This window comes from Pseudomonas helleri, from assembly GCF_045830615.1.
GTDB classification, from domain to species: domain Bacteria; phylum Pseudomonadota; class Gammaproteobacteria; order Pseudomonadales; family Pseudomonadaceae; genus Aquipseudomonas; species Aquipseudomonas helleri.
Map to the genome: position 1 here is coordinate 3,885,425 of NZ_CP174501.1, position 18,949 is coordinate 3,904,373.

General features: G+C 54.4%; 19 protein-coding genes. 13 read left to right on the forward strand and 6 right to left on the reverse strand.

Going from position 1 to position 18,949, the window contains the following annotated elements; genetic code table 11:
* Positions 1-264 precede the first annotated feature (264 nt).
* The 3 genes from ACJJU9_RS17465 to ACJJU9_RS17475 all read right to left on the reverse strand — a co-directional run bounded on the left by ACJJU9_RS17465 (position 265) and on the right by ACJJU9_RS17475 (position 2,386).
* Positions 265-657 (reverse strand): VOC family protein, encoded by a 393-nt coding sequence (locus ACJJU9_RS17465; RefSeq protein WP_048370493.1) that lies wholly within the window; start codon positions 655-657, stop codon positions 265-267.
* A gap of 113 nt (positions 658-770) precedes the next feature.
* A complete protein-coding gene (locus tag ACJJU9_RS17470; RefSeq protein WP_407729103.1) occupies positions 771-1,721 on the reverse strand; it encodes a D-2-hydroxyacid dehydrogenase in 951 nt (316 codons plus the stop codon).
* Positions 1,718-2,386, reverse strand: coding sequence for an RraA family protein (locus tag ACJJU9_RS17475; RefSeq protein WP_407729104.1), 669 nt, complete (start codon positions 2,384-2,386; stop codon positions 1,718-1,720). The genes ACJJU9_RS17470 and ACJJU9_RS17475 overlap by 4 nt, the downstream gene beginning before the upstream one ends.
* A 351-nt stretch (positions 2,387-2,737) precedes the next feature.
* Between ACJJU9_RS17475 and ACJJU9_RS17480 the strand changes: the two genes are divergently transcribed.
* The 8 genes from ACJJU9_RS17480 (at position 2,738) to ACJJU9_RS17515 (ending at position 9,863) form a co-directional block, all read left to right on the forward strand.
* Positions 2,738-3,271 (forward strand): winged helix DNA-binding protein, encoded by a 534-nt coding sequence (locus ACJJU9_RS17480; RefSeq protein ID WP_048370499.1) that lies wholly within the window; start codon positions 2,738-2,740, stop codon positions 3,269-3,271.
* A gap of 306 nt (positions 3,272-3,577) precedes the next feature.
* Positions 3,578-4,285, forward strand: coding sequence for a 5-oxoprolinase subunit PxpB (gene pxpB / locus ACJJU9_RS17485; RefSeq protein ID WP_407729105.1), 708 nt, complete (start codon positions 3,578-3,580; stop codon positions 4,283-4,285).
* Positions 4,282-5,238: a biotin-dependent carboxyltransferase family protein gene (locus tag ACJJU9_RS17490; RefSeq protein ID WP_407729106.1), complete on the forward strand. Its 957-nt coding sequence runs from the start codon at positions 4,282-4,284 to the stop codon at positions 5,236-5,238. The genes pxpB and ACJJU9_RS17490 overlap by 4 nt, the downstream gene beginning before the upstream one ends.
* A 39-nt stretch (positions 5,239-5,277) precedes the next feature.
* Positions 5,278-5,715 carry an acetyl-CoA carboxylase biotin carboxyl carrier protein gene (locus tag ACJJU9_RS17495; RefSeq protein WP_407729107.1) on the forward strand — a complete coding sequence of 146 codons (438 nt, stop codon included), beginning with the start codon at positions 5,278-5,280 and terminating at the stop codon, positions 5,713-5,715.
* A complete protein-coding gene (gene accC, locus ACJJU9_RS17500; protein WP_153434757.1) occupies positions 5,708-7,069 on the forward strand; it encodes an acetyl-CoA carboxylase biotin carboxylase subunit in 1,362 nt (453 codons plus the stop codon). The genes ACJJU9_RS17495 and accC overlap by 8 nt, the downstream gene beginning before the upstream one ends.
* The gene (locus tag ACJJU9_RS17505) at positions 7,066-7,470 is read left to right on the forward strand and encodes a hypothetical protein (RefSeq protein ID WP_407729108.1); all 405 of its coding nucleotides are present in this window, start codon (positions 7,066-7,068) and stop codon (positions 7,468-7,470) included. The genes accC and ACJJU9_RS17505 overlap by 4 nt, the downstream gene beginning before the upstream one ends.
* Positions 7,471-7,756: 286 nt before the next feature.
* Positions 7,757-9,076, forward strand: a complete 1,320-nt coding sequence (locus ACJJU9_RS17510) for an MFS transporter (protein ID WP_407729109.1) — start codon at positions 7,757-7,759, stop codon at positions 9,074-9,076.
* 16 nt (positions 9,077-9,092) lie between these two features.
* Positions 9,093-9,863 carry a LamB/YcsF family protein gene (locus ACJJU9_RS17515; RefSeq protein WP_407729110.1) on the forward strand — a complete coding sequence of 257 codons (771 nt, stop codon included), beginning with the start codon at positions 9,093-9,095 and terminating at the stop codon, positions 9,861-9,863.
* Between the two features lie 306 nt (positions 9,864-10,169).
* Here the strand turns inward: ACJJU9_RS17515 and ACJJU9_RS17520 are convergent, their stop codons facing one another.
* Positions 10,170-11,378, reverse strand: a complete 1,209-nt coding sequence (locus tag ACJJU9_RS17520; protein ID WP_048391692.1) for a pyridoxal phosphate-dependent aminotransferase — start codon at positions 11,376-11,378, stop codon at positions 10,170-10,172.
* A gap of 439 nt (positions 11,379-11,817) precedes the next feature.
* Here ACJJU9_RS17520 and ACJJU9_RS17525 point away from each other — a divergent pair, with 439 nt between their 5' ends.
* Positions 11,818-12,720, forward strand: coding sequence for a LysR family transcriptional regulator (locus ACJJU9_RS17525; RefSeq protein ID WP_407729111.1), 903 nt, complete (start codon positions 11,818-11,820; stop codon positions 12,718-12,720).
* A gap of 4 nt (positions 12,721-12,724) precedes the next feature.
* On the opposite strand, the gene ACJJU9_RS17530 is transcribed toward ACJJU9_RS17525, so the two are convergent.
* The gene (locus ACJJU9_RS17530; protein ID WP_048391690.1) at positions 12,725-13,639 is read right to left on the reverse strand and encodes a LysR family transcriptional regulator; all 915 of its coding nucleotides are present in this window, start codon (positions 13,637-13,639) and stop codon (positions 12,725-12,727) included.
* A 298-nt stretch (positions 13,640-13,937) separates the two neighbouring features.
* Here ACJJU9_RS17530 and ACJJU9_RS17535 point away from each other — a divergent pair, with 298 nt between their 5' ends.
* The 4 genes from ACJJU9_RS17535 (at position 13,938) to ACJJU9_RS17550 (ending at position 17,691) form a co-directional block, all read left to right on the forward strand.
* Positions 13,938-15,440 (forward strand): purine-cytosine permease family protein, encoded by a 1,503-nt coding sequence (locus ACJJU9_RS17535; protein WP_407729112.1) that lies wholly within the window; start codon positions 13,938-13,940, stop codon positions 15,438-15,440.
* A 19-nt stretch (positions 15,441-15,459) separates the two neighbouring features.
* A complete protein-coding gene (locus ACJJU9_RS17540) occupies positions 15,460-16,296 on the forward strand; it encodes a nitrilase family protein (RefSeq protein WP_407729113.1) in 837 nt (278 codons plus the stop codon).
* A 478-nt stretch (positions 16,297-16,774) separates the two neighbouring features.
* The gene (locus ACJJU9_RS17545) at positions 16,775-17,176 is read left to right on the forward strand and encodes a hypothetical protein (RefSeq protein WP_407729114.1); all 402 of its coding nucleotides are present in this window, start codon (positions 16,775-16,777) and stop codon (positions 17,174-17,176) included.
* Between the two features lie 308 nt (positions 17,177-17,484).
* Positions 17,485-17,691, forward strand: a complete 207-nt coding sequence (locus ACJJU9_RS17550) for a hypothetical protein (protein WP_262126528.1) — start codon at positions 17,485-17,487, stop codon at positions 17,689-17,691.
* 32 nt (positions 17,692-17,723) lie between these two features.
* Here ACJJU9_RS17550 and ACJJU9_RS17555 read toward each other — a convergent pair whose 3' ends face one another.
* On the reverse strand, positions 17,724-18,425 hold the full coding sequence (locus tag ACJJU9_RS17555) for a LuxR family transcriptional regulator (protein ID WP_153389942.1): 702 nt from the start codon (positions 18,423-18,425) through the stop codon (positions 17,724-17,726).
* Positions 18,426-18,949: the final 524 nt, after the last annotated feature.

The window sequence follows — 18,949 nt, forward strand, 5'->3', positions numbered from 1 at the left end:
TGGAGCCGCCATGTTCTGCATTCGGCGATGTCGATAAAAGCGATAAATAAGAAACCTTATTCATTCCTTTTTCGCATCATTAAGCGTCGTTATTCAGGGGTGGAACGGCAGGTGTTCGCGCAAAAAAAAGCACGACACTTGACCGGGTGTTCTCTTAACTCCCCTTTGCCACGTGCAGTGCAAAGGGAAACAGGAGACTTCAACACCTTGGGCTCAAGCGCGTGCCGAACGCTCAGCGGAGCGAATCAAACAATCGTTATGTGTTTACGCCTGCTCAGTGGGCAACAACTCGGAAATCTCGATCAGGTTCAGATCAGGGTCGCGAAGATAAACAGAGCGGATAGGGCCGGTTGCCCCCGTACGCTGCACGGGACCGAGCAGAATCGGCCAGTTCTCGGCTTCCAGGTGGGCGATGACCTCATCCAGGGTGACGGTGGCGATGAAACAAAGGTCGAGCGCCCCCGAGACGGGCAAATGAGCTTTGGGTTCGAACTCAAACCCGCGCACGTGAACGTTGATCTTCTGCTGGCCAAAATGGAACGCCATCCGCCCTCCCGGCGAAGGCACAAATTGCATGCCGAGCACACGCATGTAGAAGTCTTTGCACGCCTGCACATCAACGGTGGTCAGAACTAAGTGATCAAGGTGTTTAATCATGGGGCGCCTTCCAGAGTTTCGAACCCAACCTGCTTATTCAAGGTTGATAGCGTTTCTAACATTAAATGCCCGTTCTCAGCGTCACATAACGTAGGGAATTTAACGGGTGTGGGTTAAACGACGTTTCTTGGCTCGCCACGAACAAAGGCTTCAATGTTGTCGACCAATTGATCGGCCAAACCTTGTACGGCCTCATCACTCGCCCACGCAACATGGGGGGTGAGAATAAAGTTGGGCCGATCCACCAGCGTCATGAACGGATGATCCGGCGCTGGCGGCTCGGCCATCACCACATCAAAACCAGCGCCGGAAATCTGCCCCGCTTCCAGGGCCGGGCCGACAGCGCTTTCATCCACCAACCCACCGCGTGCGGTATTGATCAGTAAAGGCTTGCGGCGCATCAGCGCAAACTCTGCGGCGCCAATCATGTTGCGTGTCTCTGGCAGCAGCGGGCAGTGCAGGGTCAGGATGTCGGCTTCAGCCAACGTCTGCTCAAACGGCACATACAACGAGCCAAGCCCGGAGTGCCCTTTGTACCCGGCGAAAATCACCCGCATGCCGAGCCCGCGCGCCATATTGGCGACCGCCTGCCCCAGTACCCCATCACCGATGATGCCGAGGGTAGAACCGGCCAGGTCCTTGATCGGGTAATCGAAGAAGCAGAACTGTTGCGCCTCTTGCCAGCGCCCTGCCCTCACCGCGTCACGGTACGCACAAATGCTCCGGCGCAGGGCAAAGATCAGGGCAAAGGTATGCTCTGGCACCGTGTTGACGGCGTAGTTGCGGATATTACTGACCACGATGCCGCGCGCCTTGCACGCCGCAATATCGACGTTATCGGTGCCCGTTGCAGCAATGGCCACCAGGCGAAGGTTTTTCGCCGCAGCGATTGCTTCCCCGCTGAGCTTTACCTTGTTGAGCACAACGATGTCGGCATCGGCGATCCGCTCAGCCACTTGCTCGGGAGCGGTGCGCCCCCAGGACTGGATCTCATGCGCAAAGGACGGCGTCCGCAGCACGGTCTGCGGCGACAGCGTGTCCCGGTCAAGAATGACGATCTTCATGCGGTGTAACCCAGGCGTGCCAACTGGGCATCAATCCAGGTGATATCCAGGCGGTCTTCTTCGATTTCTTTAACCGTCACTTTCTCTGCTGCGCACTTGCCCAGCGCGGCATCGAGGATCTGCTCGGCGGCTTCAAACGGCACGCACAGCAAGCCGTCAGCATCACCGAGTATCAGGTCACCCGGGTTGATCACCATGCCGTTAATGGCGATTGGCACGTTGATTTCGCCAGGCCCGTCCTTGTACGGGCCACGGTGGGTGATCCCGGCGGCGTACACCGGAAAGTCACCGGCCTGGATCGCATCGATGTCGCGAATCGCCCCATTGAGCACGATGCCGCCAAGGCCGCGCTTGATGGCCGTTGCCACCATCAGCTCGCCCATCAGCGCGTTCGTCAGGTCGCCGCCGCCGTCCACCACAATCACGTCACCGGGTTGTGCCAGATGCAAAGCCTTGTGGATCATCAGGTTGTCACCCGGACGGGCTTTGACCGTGAAGGCAGGCCCCGCCAACACACCGCCTTTGTGATACGGACGCAACTGAGTACCGCCAGCAGTCATTCGCCCCATGCAGTCACTGACGTTGGCGACCGGGACTGCGCGAAAACTGTCGACCAGTGCGGCGCTGACTTGGCGTGTACGAGGGAGGATTCGAAGTCCGATCATTGTTGTTTTCCATCTTGACGGAGTGGGCGGTTGGCAATGCGCCAGCCGGGGTACAGGTGTGGATGCCAGCCGCCTTCAAGCCAAGGGCGCGGCCGATATCACCTGCGGGTTGACGCCACTTTAGGAGAAGGTTTCGCCTGTAAAAAGCGAATTAAAGAAGGCAAAAATGTTCGAAAAAAGTGATGAGTCAGTGGCTCATCAGACCACTAAAAGGGCATTTCGCAGCGGTCTAAACCGCCCCCACCAATGCCCTCAGGTGCCGCCCCGCGCCCCCTGTGCGCTGGCAGCTATGGTAGATTGCCGCGTAAACCAATGGCTCTCACTTGGGATCTTTGTCATTACGGAGGATATATGTCCGACACGCTTTCTCAGCTTGAATCCGACCTTAACGGCCCCTTGGTCGCGTCTGCCCATCTGGTGGTAGAAGGCCAAGTGCCGGCGTCGGAGTTTGAGTTCGGCATGATCCTGACGTGGAACGCATTTTCAAGGTGGGCCACCTCCTGCATGAGCGCGGCCGGAGCACCTGACCTGGGCATGGTCGACATCATGGTGCTGAACCATATTTGCCACCGTGGCAAACAGAAGAAGCTCGCCGACATCTGCTTTACCTTGAATTTCGCAGACACCCACATCGTCTCTTACTCCCTGCGCAAACTGTCAGGGAGCCTGTTGATCAGTTCCAAAAAGATTGGCAAGGAAGTGTTCTACAGCCCGACCAAAAAGGGCTTGGCGCTGGTAGAGCGGTATGTGACGGTACGCACCAAATGCCTGGTGCCGAGCATCGATCAAAACCTGGTCGAAAAACTCAGTTCAACAGCCCGCACATTGAGAGAAATGTCTGGCACGTATGACCAGGCAGCAAGGGCAGCCTCTTCACTGGTTTGACCCCCTCAAGCTTTACGCAAGCACTCGACGCGATGTTACCTTTTGTAGCGACTTTGCTCCCTTAGGTAGCATTGCCAAAATAGCGTCGCGAGCTGAAAAATCCTTTCTCCGTCGAATTCTCGGCAAAAAATCGCAAAAAACAAAATCTAATTTTTATCTTAACTTTCAATTAGTTATATCCATTAAAAAGCATTTTAAAGACTAAACGAAGACAAAACACATTCGAATCGTAAACGTTGGCGTGCTCCATGCAACGCCTCCCGCACGGCATCTGTCGTTCGGTGAGCACCTGCATTTGGAATAGCCATGATTCTTTTTGAACCCACATTAGCAACGTCAAAGGCCGTTGATACCTCTGTGCGAATCTCGCTCGCAGGTACCAACGGCCTGCTTCTGGATGTGTCCTGCGGCCCTTATGACAAGGCGCTGCAGCAACGGCTTTGGGCGTTGAACAACACCCTGTGTAATCCGCAAAGTTTTCCAGGGTTAGTCGAAACCGTGCCAGGGGTTAACAACCTGCTGGTCATCTACGATCCCCGCAAGATCCCCCCAGATGCAGCGGCGCAGGTGTTGTCCGACCTGTGGGTCAGCTCCAGCCCAACCCCCATCAAGGGCAAGCACTTCGTCATCGACATGATCTACGGCGGCGAACACGGGATGGACCTGGACTACGTCGCCGAACAAACGGGCCTCACCCCACGTGACGTCATTGCCTTGCACAGCTCGGTCACTTACACCGTGGCCGCGCTCGGATCGATGCCAGGCTTTCCGTATCTCGTGGGGTTGCCCCCGGCGCTTGAAGTCCCTCGGCGCCAAATCCCGCGCACCTTAATCCCAAAAGGCAGCGTGGTGATCGCCGGTGAGCAGGCCTCTGTCTTCCCGTGCCCAGGCCCGTGCGGCTGGCACGTCATCGGCCACGCCGACTTTGATGGCTTTGACAGCCTGGCAATGCCGCCTGCGCTGTTGAGCCCCGGTGACACCCTGGTATTTCGTCCAAAGGCGCAATTGAAATGATGGAAATCCTCTCTAACGGTCCTCTCAACATCATTGTCGATCGCGGTCGTATCGGGTTCCTGGCCAGCGGTGTCAGCCGCAGCGGTGCCATTGACAGCCTGAGTTACGAGCTCGGCAACGCGATGCTGGGCAATTCACGCGAGGCTGCCAGCATTGAGATCAACAACTTCCCGTTCAAGGTGCGCATGAGCGAAGCGTGCTGTGTTGCCATTACCGGCGCGCTAAGCACTAGCCGAATCGGGCAAAAACAACACGCGCCGTGGTCACGTTTAAAGGTCAATGCGGGTGAAACCCTGGTCATCGAAGCGCCTCAAGAAGGCCGCTGTGTTTACCTGGCAATCGAGGGCGGCATTGAGGTGCAACGGGTGCTCAACTCTTGCGCCACCGACCTTAAAGCCGCGTTCGGAGGCCACGAAGGCAAAGCCCTTGCGAAAGGCGACAGCCTCCGCAGCTCGCCCCGCAACAGCGCTGCATCAGCCGCACCATCGAGCCTCTTTGACCCGGCACTGCAAGCCTACTGGCGGGCGCTGAGTGAAGCGGGAACCACGGTTCGCGTCTTGCCCTCGGCCGAATGGCAAGAGTTCCCGAACGAGAGCAAAGAGCGTTTCTTCAACACCCATTACACCGTCGGGCGCAGCTCCAACAGGCAAGGTTACAGGCTGTCTGGCGCCGTGCTGAAGCGCACCGTCAACCGTGAGTTGCTCTCCCACGGAATCGTCCCCGGAACGGTGCAAATACCCACCAGCGGCGAGCCGATCATTCAACTGGTCGACGCCAATACCTGCGGTGGCTACCCCAAGCTGGTGAACGTGATTGAAGCCGACCTCTGGAAACTGGGCCAACTGATGCCGGGGCGCACCCTTCGGTTCGAGCTTACCGACATCGACGCAGCCCTCAGCGCAGGCGCCCAGCGGCACTCCTTGTTTGAAACGACCGCGACGCAATGGCGGTAAGTTTTTTGTAGTTGATCTGAAAAAAGTGGAAGAGGAAAAATGCACAGCAAAGATCTTGAACGATTGATTGATAGCTTCGAGCGCTCGACTCTCCTTGAGTTGAAGTACACCCAAGGGAACACCAAAGTCCACCTCGGTCGCCGACAACAAACGCCTGTCAGTACCACCGAAACACCTCTCAAACCCGCAGCCACTGTGGTTGTGCCAGCACCCGCCGCACCACTGGATGAGCACCTGATTGCCGCCCCGATGGCGGGCATCGTGTACCTGCGACCCTCCCCGACAAAGCCTGACTTCACCAGCGTCGGCAGCCAGGTCAGTGAAGGCGACACCCTGGCGGTGATTGAAGCGATGAAATTATTCAACCCGCTGGAGGCCGAGTTTGCCTGCGAGATCGTCGAGATCCTGGTGGCGGATGGTGAAGACGTTGAGCGCGGCACCCCCATTTATCGAGCCAGGAAGGTTAACCATGTTTGACAAGGTATTGATCGCAAACCGGGGTGAAGTCGCGTTGCGTATCTGGCGTGCCTGTAAATCACTGGGCCTGCAAACCGTGGCGGTGTATTCAAAAGCCGACCGCGACTTGCGCCATGTAAAACTGGCTGACACCTCTATTTGCATCGGCCCGGCTTCGGCCTCCAAAAGCTATCTGTTGCAGCAAAAAATTCTGCTGGCGGCAAAACTCACGGGGGCTCAGGCCATTCATCCGGGGTATGGCTTTCTGTCCGAGAACGCCGGGTTCGTCAAAGCGGTTGAGGACGCAGGCCTGACATTCATAGGCCCGTCATCCGAGGCCATTGCGTGCATGGGCGACAAGGTGCGCGCCAAGCAGGCAATGATTGCAGCCGGTATTCCGTGTGTGCCGGGGTCAGATGGCGCAGTGCCTGATAGCGATGCAGAGATCCTCGAGTGCGGCAGAAAAGTCGGCTACCCGCTGATTATCAAAGCGGCCGGTGGCGGGGGCGGCCGTGGTATGCGAGTGGTCAATGCGCAATCGGAGCTGCTGCGCTCGGTCAGCCTGACCCGCGAAGAGGCCAACGCTGCCTTTGGCAACCCGGTGGTCTACATGGAGCGATTCCTTCAGACACCGCGTCACGTCGAGATTCAGGTGCTGGCCGACCAGCATGGCAATGCGCTGTGGCTGGGTGAGCGAGACTGCTCAACGCAACGCCGACACCAAAAACTGATTGAAGAATCCCCGGCGCCGGGCGTCGGCCGGGATTTGATCCAGGAGATTGGCCAGTTGTGCGTGAAAGCGTGCCTGGCGATTGGCTATGTGGGTGCCGGGACCTTCGAGTTTCTCTACGAAAACGGCGAGTTCTTTTTCATTGAAATGAACACCCGTGTTCAAGTCGAGCATCCGGTCACCGAGATGGTCACCGGCGTCGACATCGTCGCCGAGCAAATTCGAGTGGCCATGGGCCTGCCACTGTCGATCAGCCAGGATCAGATTGTATTTTCAGGCCACGCAATCGAGTGCCGTATCAACGCAGAAGACCCATGGTCTTTTGCACCGTCAGCCGGCACGGTAAGTGACTGGTTGCCGCCAGGTGGTCCGGGCATTCGGGTCGAATCACACCTCAAACCCGGGTTCAAAATCACCAGCCACTACGACTCCCTTATCGCCAAGGTTATTGCCCATGGCTCAACGCGAGAGCAAGCCATCGAGCGAATGAAAGTGGCGCTCAGTGAACTGGTGATCGCCGGTGTTGATTCAAATATCCCCTTGCAACTGGAGATATTGGGCACACAGCAGTTTGCTCAAGGCGGGGCGAACATTCATTACCTGGAGCATTATCTAGACCAGCGAGAAGGGAGCCAGCAGTCATGACCATTGATGAAGTTGAATTATTGATCCAGCGACTGCAAGGATCGAGCATCCGCTCATTAACCGTTGAAGATGAACGTTATTCTTTAAGCCTTGAGTTTGGCAGCGCAACGACAACCGTGAGCGTTGCAGAACCCGCGCTGGCAGCGCCTGCCAAGACTCTAGAACAGGGCACAGTGATTGAATCACCCGAGATGGGTGTTTTTTATCATCAGCATCCCTTTACCGGGGCCACGGCTGATCTCTGCGGACAACAGGTGACACCTGACATGATCATTGGTTATGTCGTCGTTGAAACAACAATCGTACCGGTATACCCCAGCACCAGCGGAACATTGAAAAGTTATTCAGTCAGTAATGCTCACGTTGTGGGCTACGGAGATATCGTCGCAATACTTATATAACGCCCAGCCTGACGTTTAACCTGACAAGCAACATCACCACCGGTTTAGTGGCGCGACTTCTCACGCTCTGAATTTCTCTATAGATGAGAAAAAGCGATGATATTCCATCCCAATAAATCGCTATAGCCATGATAAGCGGTGGTGTATGTTGCAAGTGGCTTACAGCAAACAAATACAATAACAATTACTAGCTACTACGGGTTAATGCTTCGGCACCTGCTCTTTCCCTACTGTCTAGTGGTTACATCTCAAAAGTTCTCGGATTCCTCCGGCGAGATAAACACCTATGATAAAAGATACTGCAGTTCTGCATTATTCATTCGATGAAACTTCATCCGAACCTCAATCCCCCTGGAAAGCCTCTATTGTTGCAGGCATGGGTTCAGCCGTTGAGTACTATGACTTTGCGATATATGGCTTATTGGCCAGCACGTTGGCGAAAGTATTCTTTCCTGCCATGAATTCATTTGAGGCCCTTCTTTCTGCACTTGCCGTTTTCGCCAGTGCTTTCATCATGCGCCCATTGGGGGGCATCTTTTTCGGTCGCCTGGGTGACCGTCGGGGCCGTTCGTACACATTGGTTGCGACGGTCATCGGCATCGGTATTGTCAGCGGCATCGTCGGGATACTACCGACCTACGATCAAGCGGGAGTGCTTGCCCCTGTGATGCTGGTGGCCTGCAGAATGGCGCAGGGGTTTTTCGCGGGAGGCGAAGCCAGCGGTGCCGCCACGTACATATCCGAGTGTGCTCCCGCCAACAAACGCGGGTTCTTCGGTGCCTTCAACCCGGCGGGTGTTGCCATTGGTATTGCCACCGCCGCGGGCATGGCGGGCGCGGTCAGTTTCATGATCACCCCGCAAGAAATGGTGGCGTGGGGCTGGCGTATTCCATTTTTGATCTGCATTCCCTTTATCGGCCTCACCTTATGGGCACGGATGAAGCTGGAGGATTCCCCCAAATTTAAAAGCCTGGTGGAATCAAATGAAGTGGTTAAAGCCCCGGTTCGCGAAGTATTCACGCGCTATAGAAAATCGCTGTATCTGGCGGTATCCATTGCCTTTGCGCAGAACTGCACCGCCTACTTGGGCATTGTTTATTTAAACCTGCATATGACCCGAACCCTGGGCTATGAAACAGGCAAAGTCTTTTGGCTGATGGCGGCCAGTACCTTGGCAGCGGCCTTGGCAATGCCCCTGTTCGGTCAAATATCTGACCGGGTGGGTCGTAAAACATTAATGATCATTGGTTATGCCAGCTATATCGTTGTTATCCCCATTTCAATGTACTTGATGTCACTTGGCAGTTTCCCACTGGCCAGCTTCGCCGCCCTGCTCGCCTTTTTGCCGTTTGCCATTGTTCAGGCCCAGGGTTACACCGTTTACGGCGAGTTATTTCCAACCCGTGTGCGTTACACCGGCATGGCCATGAGTTTTAACGTGGGCGCTATTTTTGGCGGCGCCAGCACGCCGTTTATCTGCACTTGGCTGGTCGAAAATACCGGCAACTCAATGTCACCGGCCATTTGGACAAGCTTGGCCGCCATGATTTCCATTATTGCCCTGAGCAAGATGAAAGATGTCACCGGACAAGAACTCACCAACTAACTAAAGGAGTTTCACCGTGCTTAAGTCTGTCGATATTAACTGCGATATGGGTGAGGGCTTTGGTCCTTACACCATTGGTCAGGATGACGAAATGCTGGATGTTGTTACCACGTCCAACCTTGCCTGTGGCTTTCATGCAGGCGACTTCAAGATCATGGCCGATATTTGCGCAAAGGCTAAGCAAAAAGGCGTCGCGGTTGGCGCTCATCCGGGTTACCCCGATCTGTGGGCCTTTGGTCGTCGGCATCAGGAATTCTCCCAGGACGAACTCCGCCAACTGTTGGCCTATCAAATTGGCGCCGCATGGGCGATGGCCAGGTCGGTCGGCCACCGGTTGACCCATGTAAAAGCCCATGGTGCCCTGGGACATTTGGTTGCAGACAATGAAATGGCAGCTCAGGCGTTAATTGAGACGATCCAGAAAGTCGACGACACGCTCATTTTGTCGACCATGGCCGGCGTCACCCTCGAACGCCTCGCCGAGAGTGCCGGGGTGGCGTACGTCACCGAGATCTATGCCGACCGCGCTTACCTTGATTCCGGCCGCCTTGTGCCAAGAACGCAGCCAGGTGCGGTGATTCATAACGCCGACCAGGCGGCAGCACGGGTGATGCAGATGATCGAAGAAAGCGCAATTATCACCCAGTCGGGCAAGCGTATTCCGGTGTCCATCGACACCATCTGCGTCCATGGTGATACCGACGGCGCGCTGCAGATGGCGAAAAAAGTGCGTGCCTCCCTTGAGCAAGCAGGCATCGCGGTGAAGCCCTATTGCCAACCTGAGTAATTAACCGCCCCAGGCAAAACGCCCAACTTCGTGTTGGGCGTTTTGTTTTTAAACGCAGTAGTTAAAGCATCGGTTTCACACAACTCTAAAGCGACGCAGCTTATGTAGCCGCTCTGCGATCGGCTGCGTGGTTTAGGGGGGGCTTTGAGAGCAGATCTGGATCATAAACACAGCCTTGCGCCACGCCAAAATCTTCGTAGGAGCTGCCGCAGGCTGCGATCTTTTGATGTTGAAGATCAAAAGATCGCAGCCTTCGGCAGCTCCTACAGCGCGATGATTCTGTGCCTTTCAGCAGCGTTGCCCTGATCAGCGCAACGCTTCACAGGCACGACGAATTCGCGCGCAGCCGTCCTGGATCACCGCTTCGCCACTGGCAAAGGACAACCGCACGTAGGGGCTGATGCCATAGGCTTCGCCCACGACCGTGGCAACGCCCGCCTCCTCCAGCCAGTACTTGACGACATCGCTGTCGGTGTTCAGCACCTGCCCACGCGGGGTGGTCTTGCCCAGGAGCCCTTTGACGTTCACGAATACGTAGAAAGCGCCGTCCGGGACGGTCCAGGTCAGGCCTGGCACGCCTTCAAGTGCAACCAGCATGATGTCCCTGCGGCCCTTGTAGAGCGTCGACATTGCCTGGACCGGACCTTGATCTCCGCTGAACGCCGCAACCGCCGCCGCCTGGCTGATCGAGCTCGGGCAGGTAGTGCTCTGGGACAGCAACTTGCCAATCGCAGCAATCAGCCATTTCGGACCCGCGCCGAAGCCCAGGCGCCAACCCGTCATCGCGTAGCCTTTGGAGGCCCCATTAACAATCAGGGTGCGTTCCTTGAGATCGGGAGCGGCGGCCGGGAATGAGACATAAGGCTCATCGCCATACACAAAGTGCTCATAGATTTCGTCAGCCATGATCAGCACATGGGGGTGATCACGAAGCACTTGGGCCAGTGCTTGCAACTCGGCAACGCTGTACACGGCGCCGCTTGGATTGTTCGGGCTGTTCAGAATGACCCACTTGGTCCGTGGCGTTATGGCGTCTTCAAGTTCAGCCGGGGTCAGCTTGAAACCGTTGCTTTCGTGGCCATGGATAACGACCGGCGTGCCGCCATTGAGGCGAGTGATATCGGGGTAAGAAACCCAGTAAGGCGTGTGGACGATGACCTCGTCGTCAGGGTTGAGGGTGGCCGCCAGCGCTTCAAAAATAATTTGCTTGCCGCCCGACCCGGCCACTACCTCTTCGAGGCTGTACTCCAGGGCGTTGTCACGCGCCAGTTTGGTCACGATGGCATGGCGCAGCAAAGGTGTCCCCAGCGTGCTGGTGTAATGAGTATCGCCAGACGCCATGGCCTCGCGCGCCGCCTCAACGATATGCGCCGGCGTGTTGAGATCAGGCTCACCCACGGTGAAGTTCACAATGTCCTGACCTTGTGCCCGCAACTGCGCCACCAGGGCGTTGGCAGCCACACTCGGGGACGGGGCAATACTCAGGACCCGCTCGGACAAAAACGCGTTTTTCATTTTATTTTTTTCTCACCGCAAACTGATGTCAGCCAAAGCGGAGTTGATCGACAGAGATCAGCAGATCCCTGTCGATCGCAGCCTTGACGTGTCGTTACGGTCATGCCGCCAGCGCTGAGGTTCAGCTTGCTGCGTAGAGGGACAGTGGGGGGACCAACCTGAAGACGAAACTGAACCCTTAGCGATGGACAATCATCACCGTGGGGTCGATCTTAGGCTGCCCGCAAGAATACTTTTAGCGACATTAAATGATGATTTTCCATCGCTTTTAGTGATGTTTATTAAGGCTTAAAACTCGCTTGTACGTTCGGGCCGGCGATGTAAGGATCGTCTCGTCTCAGGCGGCCCCGGTGCCGAATAAAGCACTGTTTAAACAACACTGTCGGGCTGCCATTGGCCATAACTTCCACCCGGCAACACCTGAACAAGGCTGCTCTACATGGTGACTTTTAAGCAATTGGAGGCTCTTTACTGGATTGCCCAGCTAGGCAGTTTCGAAGCAGCGGCAACCAAGTTAAATATGTCCCAATCAGCGATATCCAAAAGAATCGTTGAACTCGAAGAGACTTTCAGCGTGGCGATGTTTGATCGCACGCGGCGTACGGCCCGACTGACCACAAAAGGCTCTTTATTGCTCGAACATGCCACCGACTTGCTCTACCGGCGCGACCACATGCTGGGAGAGGTCAGCGACAAGACGATCCTGGTGGGCCGGTATCGCATCGGGGTGACAGAGCTGACCGCCATGACCTGGCTCCCGTCACTGGTAGAGGCCGTAAGCGAGGTCTACCCTCGCCTGCAATTGGAACCGGTGGTCGAGGTCGGCGCAGAACTCTTTCGCAAGTTTGAACAAGACCATTTAGACCTTGTTGTTGTGCCGGATATATTCTCGGACGCCAGATCCATCACAGTAGCCTTGCAAACAGTGGGTTTTGCCTGGATGTGCTCGCCCAGATTGCTGGACACCGAACGAACATGGAACGTGCTTGAACTCTCCCAGCAAAAATTATTGGCCCAAGGGACTTCATCAGGCACCGGCTTGTTCTATCAAAAATGGTTTGCGGATCAGAGCGTCTATTTCGCCAATACCGTGACCGCGAGCAACTTGCTCGCGCAAGTCGGTTTGACCATGTGCGGGCTGGGTATTTCCTATTTACCCAAGCGTTGTTTGCAGCATCTTTTGGAAAGAGGCGACCTGAGCGAAATACGCTGCGAGCCACCATTACCGAACATTAACTATGTAGCCCTTTACAGACCTGGCCGCTGGATAGGCGTCAGCCAGGATATTGGGGTAATCGCGCAAAAGCTTTGCGATTTTTCAAGGCTTTTGATCGCCGGGTAAAGCCTCACGCCACAATCGAATCAACCGCAAAAATAGCCGTCAACTCGGCCAGAAAGGCGCTCACCACATCATGCTGACGCGTGGAATGTCGAACGGCGGCATGAAAAACGACCTCATAACGTAACTGCTCAGCGTTAAGCGGATGCAACTGCCCCAGCACTTCATGTTTGGCGGCGTAATGCTGAGGAAGAAAGCCCAAATGCTGCCCCGACAAAATCAACAAAGCGGCCCCGTCCATGCTGTCGGTGAGCGCGGTCAAGCGTTCAATGGAGGTGGGGACCGGCATTTCCGGTAACGGATGGCTGGGCCAGACCCAGTCATGCTCGCGAACATCCTCACTGCTGAGTGCTCCGACTTGATCAAACAGCACATGAGACGGCCCGCAATAAGCAATTTGCGTCTCTTGAAACAGCGAAAAATAGTCGATGTTGGGCAACCGTCGCCAAAAGTAGCCGATCGCCAGATCCAGATGCCCATTGATCAACTTCTCTTCCAGAAGCGAGGAAGACAGCTCAGTAAAGTGAAAGTAGAGCCCTTCATGCTCGGATCGCAGACGGGCGATGGCCAGCGCGATTTTTTTGTTGGCTACGGGATCGATCTGGCCCATCAAACCGATATTGACGTTACCGGTAATTTTGCGATTGATGTGCTGAACCTCAATGCGAAAGCCTTCTGTGGCGGCCATTAAACGGCGCGCCGCCTCGAGAAACTGCTGGCCTTTGGGCGTGACAGAAAACCCCGCGCGCCCGCGCTCACACAGGCGAAACCCCAGCCTGGCTTCCAAGGTGGCCAATTGCGCGCTGATCGTGGGCTGCGTCGTATTGAGCGCCGTTTGCGCTGCAGAGATGCCCCCGGCTTCAACAACGGCCAGAAATACCCTGATCAAGCGTATATCCAGCTCCGACACCGCTCCTAACATGCGCGCTCCTGGCAAACGGTTTACATAGAAAAACACCTATGTGAACAGTTGGACTCTGATATTTAACAGCTTGAAGTTGACCCCTACATTGCCTGGGACCGGCACTCAATCGCCTTGATGGCGAGCGATGATAGGTCGGTTTTTGGTGCACGTGCCACAACGTTTTTTGGCGATCTCATCGCAGTGTTCTGGAGTTCTACCTGATTGAGAGACAGGGTGATGGAGCCGCCCGCCTGCACTGACAGCTTCACTTTATAAAAACAATGATCACTGTCGATTCCAGCAAAAGGAGAATCGTATGTCAGCCCCCAAGAGCCCCACGTGCACCTTGAAAACAAGCGACGGGATGGCCATCGAAGGCCATTCGATCGATTACATTCCGCAAAACGAGCGGCACGCCAAGCTCAGCAGCCAAGGCCCTTTCTGGTTTTTGGGCAATTTCCACTTTTTCACCATTTCTATTGGCTTTGTAGGCCCAAGCCTGGGGCTTTCGGCCCTGTGGACAGCGCTGGCGGGCACACTCGGGATCATGCTGGGCACCATTTTTATGGCCTTCCATGGCTCCCAGGGGCCTGAGATGGGCCTGCCGCAAATGATCCAGTCGCGGGCGCAGTTTGGCTACCGCGGGGTGATCCTCGCCCTGGTGGCGACGATGTTCGTGTTTGTCGGCTTCAACGTGGTGAACATTTCACTGATCATCGACGGCCTCAAACATGTCTTTGGTTTTGACCCGATCCTTGTGGCCACCGCTGTCGTGCTCATCGGCGCATTGCTCTCTGTCTATGGCCACGACCTGATGCACAAAGCGTTCAAGTGGGCGCTGCTGGCCACGTTGCCTCTCTATACACTCGTCACCATCGCCTTGATGCTGGGCACAGGCCAAAGCGATGCCGTGGCGCCAGCCAGCAACCTAGGCTTCAACTGGGTCGCATTTGCCACCCTGTTTGCTATCGGTGCCAGCTACAACATTTCTTACGCGCCGTATGTCTCGGACTATTCCCGTTATCTCCCGAAAAACACCAGCAGGCCCAAACTGATCGCAGCGGTGTTTCTCGGTGCATCCTTGTCCGGCGGGTGGATGATCGGCCTCGGTGCCTGGCTTTCACAGCAGTTGCAGGCCACCGATGCCTTGGTCGCGCTGAATCAGGTGGGCTCTTCGGTCTTCCCGGGGTTGGGCAATGTCTTGGTGCTGATCTCGGTCGTCGGTTTTCTGCCAATCATTGCGCTCAATACCTACAGCGCCATGTTGACGTTGCTGACGGGGGTCGACTCCATCAAAAAAATCACGCCGACGCCGCAAGCCCGCGTGGTATCGATCTTCGCCATCAGCATCATCGTGTTGACCTGCGTGCTGTCGATCAAAGGTGACAGTGTCGCGCTGTTGAACACCTTTCTGGTCGTACTGCTGTACTTCCTGGTGCCCTGGACTGCCGTCAATCTGGTGGATTACTTCTTCGTGCGCAAAGGCCATTACGCGATCCCGCACTTCTTCACACCCCACGGCATTTACGGCGCCTGGCAATTTCGCGGGATTGTTGCCTACCTGCTGGGCTTCGCAGCCATGGTGCCGTTTTTCTACATCGTCGATGCCACTGCCAACCAAGAGATTTTTGTCGGCCCGCTGGCACGCCTGCTGAACGGCGTGGACATTGCCTGGATGGTCGGGCTGCTGGTGTCCGGGCTCGTCTATTACGTGCTCAGCCGCTCGATTGACCTTGCGTACGAACGCCGGGTGATCGACGCCATTAGCGAAAGCGACATCGTCTCAATGAGCCAAACGTCGACACCGTCTGAGCCTTAAAGAACAGGAAACCGGGTAAATGAACAGAGCCAACAATGTCACCGTTGCGTGCTGCCAAGTGGCACCAAAGATCGGTGACCTTGCCTACAACCGAACGCTCACCGAGCGGGTCATCCGCCAGGCAGCCTCGGCCGGCGCCCAGATTGTGGTGCTCCCCGAACTGGTACAAAGCGGCTACCTCTTCCATGACCGCAGTGAAGCGCTGTCACTTTCCGAGCCCACCGATGGGCCAGCCATCAACTTATGGAAAGCACTGGCCAAGGAGCTGAACATTCTCATCGTTGCAGGGTTTTGCGAGCGGCTGGGTGCTGATCAGTTGGCCAATAGCGCCGCGATGATTGACGCTCAAGGCCTGCGTGCGGTGTACCGCAAGGCTCACTTGTGGGACGAGGAAAACGCGATTTTCAGCGCCGGCAACGCGCCGCCTCCGGTGGTAGAAACCGCATTTGGGCGAATCAGCATGATGATTTGTTATGACCTGGAGTTCCCCGAGTGGGTACGCCTGCCCGCCTTGGCCGGGGTGCAACTGCTCTGCGCGCCGGTCAATTGGCCCGACGGCCCACGACCGGAAAGAGAACGCCCGGCAGAAGTGGTGCGTGTCCAGGCCAATGCCTCCGTCAACCGCCTGTTCATCGCCGCCTGCGATCGCCATGGCCACGAGCGAGGGGTTGGCTGGGTGCAGGGCTCAGTGATCGTCGACGCCGATGGATACCCACTGGCAGGCCCGACGGAACTGGCAGGAGAGCAACTGTTGCTGGCGACGATGAACCTCACTGAAGCGCACAACAAGCACATCAGTAAACTTAACGACTTGCATGGGGACCGTCGGCCACAGCTTTATGCGAGCGTGGGGTGATACAGGCTATTCAACTGCTTGCTTAAATTACGATTGGGCCTGACACAACCCGTGTCAGGTCTGGTGCCTACTCTACGATTAACTGCCCCACATGCTTTGAACGGCCGCCCCTCTCATTCAGAATGCTGAATATCCTCTTAAGTATTTTTAACGACCTGTTATTTATCACAGTAGACGCCACTCAATCCGAACGCCTAACCTAATACCTCTTCAATAAGTAAAGCATTAGCCACACTTGAAGAGCGTTTAATATCGGCGCGAGGAAACAAGGTACTGAACCCTCATATATCGCTGACTATAGTTCGGCTTACCCGCTAGCGGGCAAGCATTAACTTGACGCCAGATGTTTATAGCATTGGTTTACCAGCAGGTACTGAGTTTAAGTATGTTTACTGCACTGTTGTGCTCCTCACTCCGACTGCCTTCACAGACGTAAAACAACTAAAAATCGTATTCCATAAGACTCGGAGCAACAAACATGACTAAAAGCCTGACAAAAATGTCCGCCGGTATTATTACGATGATGGCATTGATGGGTAACGCTTATGCGGCCACCACTGCATGCCCGGCAGTCAGTGATATTAAACAGACCATCATGTATACAGCAGCAGCTCCCAATGGACAGCAGTGGATGGGTGAGGACCCGAGAGTTGATGATACTGTTCTGAAAAACGTCACCTTTAAAATGGCGGCAATCCGCACAATTACTGAAAAAACCACGGGTAAACCAAAAACATTCGTGGCCTGTGACTATGAAGGTAAAAACGACGAAGGCGTGAGATTGTCCCTGACAACTCAAGCTGCTCCCAAACCCGTTGGCACAGCGTGGAAAGGCAATGAATGTAAAGAGAACAACCAGGAACTCTGCACTTTCGAGTAATTGGTGTTCTGTCCAGGCTAGATAACCGACCTGGCCTTGGTCAGCCGCTTTACATAAACAGCTTGCTTTTCATTGGGCTTAATACACCCCCATGAGAAGCAAGACTGAAAGCACGGTGCCATTCTTATAGCTATAGCACGTCCCCTATCAACGTTTATCTTCCGGGATACGCAGTAGCCGCACGCAGACTCGGCCGATCCCATCTAACACTCCGCATCAGCATTTCTCTATACCCGTAATTCAACAACACATTTCTCGTCCTGTATCGGGCGCTTGTCAGTACGGGTGAATTTTCCGGAACTTTTACCATGCAGAAAAAAATAAAAACCAGGCTGACTCTCGTGCACGAGCGTATTAACGAAGCCGCAAAAAAAATTGAAGAGACCGCGACTCAACAGACTGTTGAAGGCCGTGATGATAAAGCTCAAGCGCTTGAATCTTCCCTCAGAAGCCTGAAAAAATCGTTGTCCCGAATTAGATTATGCGAAGACGGCAGTGTGGTAACACTGCATTAGTACAATTACGAGACAAACCGTTATCGGCCGTTTTAGATAAGACCAAACTTAACAGCAAGGACGAGAGACTCTTTACTGTTCGAAACACCTAGCTTTGTGTAGATACTGTTCAGATGAAAATTTACGGTCCTGGACGAAATAGATAACACCATCCCGATTTCCGAAGCGGTTTTCCCTTGCCCGTAATAATTCAATATCTCACGTTCTCTTGCAGTGATTTTGAGCAACCTATTATAACGATCTGAATCAGAGAGGTAAGCATCCATAAAATACGTATGAAGCTTTGAACACAGCAACATCACGCTGCCGCCTTTTTCAACAATATCTTGATCCGAGATAGTGTTATGAGCCCTGATAACCGTTATCAGACTTGATACACACGTATGATCATGCAGTGCTTGAGACCATGCATAGCTGCCTGTTTCTTTTTGAATCAGATCCTTAAGTTTTGGACAGGATTCAGCCCCCCAAATAATGGGCAATAAACTGGTACGGCAATGTCGAATGATAGGGTTGTCTTCTACTTGGTTCTTATCTTCATACGGCTTCATGATTTCTGGCGGGATATTAGTCAGCACTGCACCGCCTGTACTGCTCAGATAGGTAGGTATGATCATGCGAAAGATAAAATAGTCAAAGCCCATATTCAAAACAGCACGCTCGGCATAGCTGTATAAATACGCAGTTTCCTGTGAGTATTCCTCACTTCTAAAGTAGTTATTCAACTCACCCATCAACAGAACTCCTTATCTCATCAGGCAGCACCGCACATTACGAATTCATTTTTAATGAAAATGAAACATTCAGCAAGGAGTTTTTATAATAAGAATATCGCGTTTAATACGTTTACCCCCACTACTCAACACAACCAAGCACATTAACTCTTTTAATTTTTAAAACGATCCGTAATTATTCCCCAGCCGCCTATTATATAGCCTCCATTTGAATATATAAGACGGTGGAAAATGCGATCTTACATCTCTTTTTGGATGGCCTTAATCAAAAGGCGCTATAGCAATGACCGAAACAACGCAGCCACTGTGTTTAATCTATATATCCAGAGTTTAGAATTGGCCAGCCACAGTAAACATTGAAATACTCAGGCCATGGATAAATCCGCTCATAGGTGATGTGGACACAGACTGCCCAATACGAGCAGGCGTTATGCCTCTTAACTGTTTAACGGTGTCACCATTCGAACCTGGGCGTCATGGACGATGACCCTGCCCTGCAGCCCACTCAGCCTGGTGCTGGAGAA

Bases quoted from the DNA above. Each gene is read 5' to 3' on its own strand.
- ACJJU9_RS17540 (WP_407729113.1), top strand. From the start codon at position 15,460: ATGAACAGAGCCAACAATGTCACCGTTGCGTGCTGCCAAGTGGCACCA.
- ACJJU9_RS17555 (WP_153389942.1), bottom strand. From the start codon at position 18,425: ATGGGTGAGTTGAATAACTACTTTAGAAGTGAGGAATACTCACAGGAA.
- ACJJU9_RS17505 (WP_407729108.1), top strand. From the start codon at position 7,066: ATGACCATTGATGAAGTTGAATTATTGATCCAGCGACTGCAAGGATCG.
- ACJJU9_RS17545 (WP_407729114.1), top strand. From the start codon at position 16,775: ATGACTAAAAGCCTGACAAAAATGTCCGCCGGTATTATTACGATGATG.
- ACJJU9_RS17470 (WP_407729103.1), bottom strand. From the start codon at position 1,721: ATGAAGATCGTCATTCTTGACCGGGACACGCTGTCGCCGCAGACCGTG.
- ACJJU9_RS17490 (WP_407729106.1), top strand. From the start codon at position 4,282: ATGATGGAAATCCTCTCTAACGGTCCTCTCAACATCATTGTCGATCGC.
- ACJJU9_RS17520 (WP_048391692.1), bottom strand. From the start codon at position 11,378: ATGAAAAACGCGTTTTTGTCCGAGCGGGTCCTGAGTATTGCCCCGTCC.
- pxpB (WP_407729105.1), top strand. From the start codon at position 3,578: ATGATTCTTTTTGAACCCACATTAGCAACGTCAAAGGCCGTTGATACC.
- ACJJU9_RS17495 (WP_407729107.1), top strand. From the start codon at position 5,278: ATGCACAGCAAAGATCTTGAACGATTGATTGATAGCTTCGAGCGCTCG.
- ACJJU9_RS17535 (WP_407729112.1), top strand. From the start codon at position 13,938: ATGTCAGCCCCCAAGAGCCCCACGTGCACCTTGAAAACAAGCGACGGG.
- accC (WP_153434757.1), top strand. From the start codon at position 5,708: ATGTTTGACAAGGTATTGATCGCAAACCGGGGTGAAGTCGCGTTGCGT.
- ACJJU9_RS17530 (WP_048391690.1), bottom strand. From the start codon at position 13,639: ATGTTAGGAGCGGTGTCGGAGCTGGATATACGCTTGATCAGGGTATTT.
- ACJJU9_RS17465 (WP_048370493.1), bottom strand. From the start codon at position 657: ATGATTAAACACCTTGATCACTTAGTTCTGACCACCGTTGATGTGCAG.
- ACJJU9_RS17550 (WP_262126528.1), top strand. From the start codon at position 17,485: ATGCAGAAAAAAATAAAAACCAGGCTGACTCTCGTGCACGAGCGTATT.
- ACJJU9_RS17480 (WP_048370499.1), top strand. From the start codon at position 2,738: ATGTCCGACACGCTTTCTCAGCTTGAATCCGACCTTAACGGCCCCTTG.
- ACJJU9_RS17475 (WP_407729104.1), bottom strand. From the start codon at position 2,386: ATGATCGGACTTCGAATCCTCCCTCGTACACGCCAAGTCAGCGCCGCA.
- ACJJU9_RS17525 (WP_407729111.1), top strand. From the start codon at position 11,818: ATGGTGACTTTTAAGCAATTGGAGGCTCTTTACTGGATTGCCCAGCTA.
- ACJJU9_RS17510 (WP_407729109.1), top strand. From the start codon at position 7,757: ATGATAAAAGATACTGCAGTTCTGCATTATTCATTCGATGAAACTTCA.